The sequence below is a fragment of the Tardiphaga sp. OK246 genome (assembly GCF_900188215.1).
Lineage (GTDB): Bacteria > Pseudomonadota > Alphaproteobacteria > Rhizobiales > Xanthobacteraceae > Tardiphaga > Tardiphaga robiniae.
Genome location: NZ_FZOX01000017.1, coordinates 21,928 through 28,040 on the forward strand (window position 1 = coordinate 21,928; position 6,113 = coordinate 28,040).

Sequence of the window (6,113 nt, forward strand, 5' to 3'; positions counted from 1 at the left end):
GTATCTCATGTATCGGATGCATCGGCCGCCCTGGGACCGAAACGCTGGATGATCTTTCGTTCGATCCGCTCGCCGCAATGCCGGATCGCAGCTTTCAGCTCGAGTTCGGTCATCCGTAGCGAAATGCCATGTTGCTCGGCAATCGCACGCATCGGCAATCCCTCGATACGGGCCGCGAGCAGAATCTGCCGACGGCGCGGCGTCAGCTCCGCAAGCGCTTCGCGAACTGCTGCCAGCTCGGATCGCGCCACCGCAACCCGTTCGGGATCCGGCGTCTCGTCGATCAGGTCCAGTGCCGAACGGGCATCATCGATAGTCGCGCTAACGCGCTCCTTATGAAGACGTTTGAGAGCGAGAAAATACGCAATACGCAGCAGATAGGAAAACGGCCGGCGAACCGGCTCGGCGGGCGTCACGCCTTCGAGTCGCATCCAGGCATCCTGCAGGGCATCCTCCGCCCGCTCCGCAGAACCGATCCGCCGGGTAAGTTGCTTCTTGAGCTCGGGATAATCGACGAGCAGCAGCCGGCGAAGACTTTGCCCGTTTGAATGCGTCATTGCTGCACCGCTTCAAGCTGTTGTGCAGACCGCGGCGACTTTTTGCCGACGTCGTCGTTTGAAGAATCTTTGCGGGGCGCGACCAAGCATTGCCGGTCCGCTTTCGACACCGGCGGGAAAATCACCAATGTGACGGGTTGCGGCATGTCCGCAGGAGGTGCGACGAACCTCACCTGACTAATGACACTGGCGAGCGGCCGGCTTGCACCGTTTGCATCGGCGAGCACATCCGCACGTACAACCTCGCCCGATGGTTTGAGCCACATCCGAAGCAAGACTTCGGTACGGCCGGTGGCCTCATCCGGAAGATCGCAGAGAATTTGGTCAACCTGCTGCTGAACAAGCGAGAAATACGGCTCGAAGCGCACATCCGCCCTGCCGAGCCCCTGCGTTGCGCGCGCTCCAGTGTTTTCGGGGACGATCGTCAAGGACCAGGGTGCCGTGACATGCGCGACATAGCCTGAACCACCAAGTATGATCTGAATGGCGCGAAGCGGCGTGAACGTTCCGTGCGCAGCATTGGAATGACGTCGTTCGGCGATGGCGGCGTTGTAGAAGACATCCAGCCCTGTCGTCATACTATAGGCGTCCAGTGCGGCTCCCAGCGGTTGCGCGGGGATGTCGAAACTTAGGTGTCCTGATAACGACGAATCCCGCGTCGTTTCGGCACGCACCGGCTCGAGGAATGTCACGAGAAGGGACGACGCGAGCAGAACACATGCCCTTAGCGCGACGATCGCGCCGCCAGCGCCTTGGCCAAGCATGCCCCACCCTTTCTGCGCGCAGGATTGCCCAGCAACACGTCACCCCCGCGAGCCAAAGGCAATCGGCGGCGTGATACCGGTATAGCATGACAATCCAATGACCAGGAATTGCTGATGCCGCGACATATGAGGCATTAATGATGCCGTTCGACAAGTAATCGCAGTCATCCGGATTGAGATCCTGCGCGTTCTATATCGACATCAGCCTTACCTCGACGACAGAACAGAATGGCGAATTCATCGCCGCCGCGCATCGTCCGGGGGCGCGATCGGTCAGGCATCCTTGTTGTCGGTGAGCATGCGCTTCACGTGATCGAGCCGATCGACGCGCCAATCATGGCTCTTGGTCGCGTCACTGAGGAAATGCTCGCGCTGGAGCTCGAACAGATGCTGGAATCGGTTGGTCATGGCGAGGCTCCCGGAGCCGCGACTAGCTGAAAAGCGAAGGCGGCCAGCCTTCGCCGATTACTTCGTCGTGTAGCCGCCATTGACCAGGATGGTCTGGCCGGTCATCCACCAACCGTCCGAGACGAGGAAGCGAATAAAGGGGACGATGTCCTCGATGTCGGTCAGGCCCGTCCTGGAGAAGTTCGACAGAGCCGCAGCCGTCTTGTGATAGGCGACCGCATCGGTGCCCTCGGCGGGATAGAAGAACGGCGTGTCCATCGGGCCCGGCCCGATCGCCGTTACTGAGACGCCGCGCTCGCCAAACTCCTTTGACGCCGCCCGCGTAAAATGCTCGACCGGCGCCTTGGTGCCGGCATAAGCTGCGTAGAACGGCGTGAAAGCGCCGAGCAGCGAGGTGACGAGCGTCACGACCTTGCCGTTGTCGCTGACGTTTCTGCCGGCTTCCTTGAGAAAGAAGAACGCCGACTTCGAATTGACCGCAGTCATCTCGTCGTACTCGGCCTCCGAGATATCGATCATCGGCTTCTTCAGCACCTTGCCGACCGTGTTGATGGCGATGTCGATGCCGCCCATCGCAGCCTTGGCGTCAGTGAATAGTTTTTCCACTGCCCCGGCCGAGGTGAGGTCGCCCTGGAAGGCGAAAGCCTCCGCGCCGGCCGCCTTGATCGCGACCACTGTCTCGTTCGCGGCCGCCTTCGTCGCGCTTGTGTTGTAGTGGACCACGATCGCCTTCGCGCCCTCTCCCGCGAGATCGCGTGCGATCAGTCCGCCGAGATTCTTTGCGCCGCCGGCGATGAGAACGGTTTTTCCCTTGATGCTGTGGTCGGTCATTGGCGTTGGGCCTCCTAGGTTGCCGGCGGCCACGACGCGACCGCTTCCTGCACCAGACCATATCGTCTATATATTCGTCATAAAGCCGTTCGTTCTGACATCACCTGTCAGGAATCACGCACAATCAAATAGAGCCAAGTCCTTGGATCGTATCGAGCTCTTCCGCACCTTTGCCCGTGTCGTCGAATGCGCAAGCTTCACCCGCGCCGCTGATACGCTCGGGCTGCCACGCTCGTCCGTGTCGGCCGCGGTGATCGACCTCGAGGCGCGGGTCGGTGCGCGCCTCCTCCATCGCACCACCCGAAAAGTCTCGCCAACCCAAGACGGAGCCGCCTTCTACGAACGCTGCCTGCGGCTGATCGCGGATGTCGACGATGCGGAAAATCTGTTCCGACAAACCGCCGCGCAGCCGTCGGGCAAGCTGCGGATCGACGTGCCCGGCAGAATCGGACGTCTAATCATCGCGCCTGCCCTACCCGACTTCCTCGAGCGCTATCCCCACATCACCATTGACCTTGGCATCACTGACCGCGCCATCAATCTCGTCGAGGAGAGCGCCGATTGCGTTCTGCGTGTCGGGCCGCTCAGCGACTCCGGCATGATCGCTCGCAAGATCGGTGACCTCCCTCTGATCAATGTCGCCAGCCCCGGCTATCTGGCTCGTCATGGAACGCCGCAAACGCCTAACGATCTTAGCGATCATTGGGCGGTCAACTACGCGTCGCCGTCCACCGGGCGGGTCGAGGATTGGGAATGGGTCGAGGGCGGTACGCTCCGGACATTGCCGATGCGTGGTCGCGTCACAGTCAACAGCGCCGAGGCCTATATCGCTTGCTGTCTCGCTGGTCTCGGCCTGATCCAGATTCCAACCTATGATGTTCGGGGCCACGTCGAGGCGGGTCAACTCGCTGAGGCGATGCCCGATCATCGGGCGGAGCCTATGCCAATGACGCTGCTCTACCCCCATCGCGAGCACCTGTCTCGCCGCTTGCAGGTCTTCGCCGACTGGTTAGAGGCATTGTTGAAGCGACAACTCCTATAGTCCGTGGACTTCGCGGCCCCGAACTGGCAGAGCTCGGACTACTTCCGAAACTTCGAGATGTTTTCGCCCAGCCACCCGGCGACGGACCGAGGTTCGCGGCCCGTCAATGCCTTAAACGTTGTTGTCGTTTCAGCCATCACCGACTGGTAAAAGAGGCGATCTAACCCGAGCAGTACATCAGCAACAAACTCGCTCAGTCCCGAGGCCAGGAGCTTCTCGCGCTGCTCTGCAGGGCTTCGCTGCTGATATCTGATGGTCCGACCAAGCAGTTTCGAGATTTCTTCGGCGACCTCCGGCATGCTTACGGCCCGCGGGCCGGTCAGGTGGTAGACGCGCTGAGAAGTGGGGTGCGCGTCGTCCAAAAGCGCGACGCGCGCAGCATCGGCGACATCGCGTGTATCGATCAGGTTGACCACTCCCGAGCCGGCCGCGCCGCCCCATGCATCATCCGCGACTGGAGTGCCTGCGCGCGCCAGGATGTCAACGAACGTCGACGGCCGCAAAACCGTGTAGCCAATGTCGAGAGTCGCAAGATGCGCCTCGATCTGCATGTGCCAATCCATCGGGTGCAGTTGCGAGGGCGGACCCATCGTGGACAATTTCACGATTTGACCCACGCCTGCGGCGACCGCCGCATCGATCAGGGCGATCTCGTTGGCAACCTGCCGGGGGGACGTGCCATGAGCCAAAAACAGCCTGTCGGCGCCACGCAGAGCTTCGTCGAGGGTCGATGGCGCATCGAAATCCACTGCCGCGATGGTAGCGCCAACGGGTAAGCCTTCCGCATTCGGATTTCTCGTTAGCGCCACTAAATCGAGTGGTTCTGACGCCAGGCTTGCGATCAGCGCGGATCCGACGCGACCCGTGGCGCCGGCGACGGCAATGCGGGGGCGGCGGCCGTTGGGCTGAGAGTGCTTGAACATGGGAGCATCCTTACGTATCCTGGAACGATCGGTCCACAATTCTTGGAACGATCATTCCAGGATGTCAAGCGAGTACCCGATGAGCGGAAAGCCCCAGTTCGATGACAATGCAGTGATCAACTCCGCGATGGAGGTGTTCTGGCAGCACGGCTACGCAGCGTCCTCAATCGACCAACTGACGACGGCGATGGGTCTGTCGCGATCCAGCATGTACAAGCGCTTTCAGGACAAGGACGGACTGTTCCAGGAAGTGCTATCGAACTACGCGCAGCGCGTCCTAAAGCGCATGAACGCGATTCAAGCCGGCACGAAGCGCCAACAGCTGGAGGCGCTGCTTCACGAATTCCTGCCCACAGCCGGCAAGACGGCCCGCCCACCAGGCTGCATGCTCGCGCGTTCCTGCTCGGAGATGGCCGATCTGCCGCCGGCGAGCCAGGCGGTGGCGCGGGAGGGACTCACGGGCCAGCGCACCATCCTCAGCGGAATTTTGCGTGAAGCCGTCACAAACGGAGAGTTGGCCCCGGGATCCGACATCGACGGGCTGTCGTGGCACTTCCTCGGTGTCCTGCACGCTTCGATGAACCTGCCGCAGGCTGGCGCCACGTCTGGAGAGCTCCGCCGTGTCGTCGACCTCGCCATGTTGGCATGGCCTTTGATAGAAGACGCTAAGATGGACCCACGCCGACGGCGTACTAACAACTAGTCTCCTGGCTATAAAAAGAGTTTTTATAAGAAATCGGGAACGAGGCCATCAGACCAAAGCTGTGGTCAAGTCTTGGCGAGCGACGCAGTTTTAATAGCTGAGCAACGGCGCCAACCTTTGCAGATGCCCGCTTTGCGCCAGGAGCTGACATTGTCGGTAGCGCGTAACATGGACGCGCGGCACGCCACCTCACTCAAACTATTTCTCACATTCAGAAAATCGCGCTGGAGAACCTGCATTGCCAGTTGCGCGGCGCCAGGCCCCCGGCGGTAGCCCAGTCGAAGCGGAAAAGACGCGGGTGAAGTGGCTTTGATCGGCAAAGCCACAAATCAGTGCGATATCGGCCAACGACATACCGGTCTTCATGAGAAGGCCACGGGCCTGTTCGACGCGCTGGGACAGGATCCACTGGTGAGGCGCCTTGCCCGTCGCCTTCTTGAAGCCGCGGATGAAATAGCCGCGCGACACCCCGCAGGCCTGTGCGACATCTGCAACCCGTACATTGCCTGCAGTATTGCTGCTCAGCATTTCGACGGCTAGCGCCAGTTGCGGCCGCGACAGCGCGGCGCCTTGCGATGCGGATTCAAGGTTGGTCGCGCGGTTGTATCGCTCGATCAGATGTATGCCGATCGTCGTTTCGAGCTGATCCAGAAACAGCGGACTCGCTTCGCTACTCTTTTGCAGCAGTGGCTCGACCACACTGACAAGCCTCAGAAGGATGAGGTCGGTATCGCCAGCGTGACACGCAAGGTCCACGGCGCCGCCGCGCCAGCCGTGTTCCTGCGCCAGTTCGATCAGGAACGGCTGGGAGACCTCCATCAAGAGAAAATCGAACGCACCGCGAAGATTGGCACGATAGTCATCCGCAAGGTTACGAATATAGAT

At 60.8% G+C, this 6,113-nt stretch carries 8 protein-coding genes; 2 read left to right on the forward strand and 6 right to left on the reverse strand.

Translation table 11 applies throughout. The annotated features are described in order from the left end of the window. Positions 1-5: 5 nt before the first annotated feature. The 4 genes from CHC01_RS31700 to CHC01_RS31710 form a co-directional block, all read right to left on the reverse strand. Positions 6-557 carry an RNA polymerase sigma factor gene (locus tag CHC01_RS31700; protein WP_089268293.1) on the reverse strand — a complete coding sequence of 184 codons (552 nt, stop codon included), beginning with the start codon at positions 555-557 and terminating at the stop codon, positions 6-8. Then, positions 554-1,321 (reverse strand): STN domain-containing protein, encoded by a 768-nt coding sequence (locus CHC01_RS31705; protein WP_089268294.1) that lies wholly within the window; start codon positions 1,319-1,321, stop codon positions 554-556. Before CHC01_RS31705 ends, CHC01_RS31700 begins: the two co-directional genes overlap by 4 nt. Before the next feature lie 273 nt (positions 1,322-1,594). Continuing rightward, entirely contained in the window at positions 1,595-1,729 is a 135-nt protein-coding gene (locus CHC01_RS33370; RefSeq protein ID WP_283805471.1) for a hypothetical protein, read from the reverse strand. Positions 1,730-1,786: 57 nt separating this feature from the next. Continuing rightward, the gene (locus CHC01_RS31710) at positions 1,787-2,560 is read right to left on the reverse strand and encodes an SDR family oxidoreductase (RefSeq protein ID WP_089268295.1); all 774 of its coding nucleotides are present in this window, start codon (positions 2,558-2,560) and stop codon (positions 1,787-1,789) included. A gap of 142 nt (positions 2,561-2,702) precedes the next feature. On the opposite strand from CHC01_RS31710, the gene CHC01_RS31715 reads away from it, so the two are divergent. Beyond that, positions 2,703-3,602, forward strand: coding sequence for a LysR family transcriptional regulator (locus CHC01_RS31715; RefSeq protein ID WP_089268296.1), 900 nt, complete (start codon positions 2,703-2,705; stop codon positions 3,600-3,602). Positions 3,603-3,640: 38 nt separating this feature from the next. Here the strand turns inward: CHC01_RS31715 and CHC01_RS31720 are convergent, their stop codons facing one another. After that, positions 3,641-4,525 (reverse strand): SDR family oxidoreductase, encoded by an 885-nt coding sequence (locus CHC01_RS31720; RefSeq protein ID WP_089268297.1) that lies wholly within the window; start codon positions 4,523-4,525, stop codon positions 3,641-3,643. Positions 4,526-4,604: 79 nt separating this feature from the next. Here CHC01_RS31720 and CHC01_RS31725 point away from each other — a divergent pair, with 79 nt between their 5' ends. Further along, complete coding sequence (locus CHC01_RS31725) at positions 4,605-5,228, forward strand: TetR/AcrR family transcriptional regulator (RefSeq protein WP_089268300.1); 624 nt, start codon at positions 4,605-4,607, stop codon at positions 5,226-5,228. 198 nt (positions 5,229-5,426) lie between these two features. Here CHC01_RS31725 and CHC01_RS31730 read toward each other — a convergent pair. Beyond that, on the reverse strand, positions 5,427-6,113 hold a 687-nt coding region (locus CHC01_RS31730; protein ID WP_089268298.1), incomplete at its 5' end, for a helix-turn-helix domain-containing protein.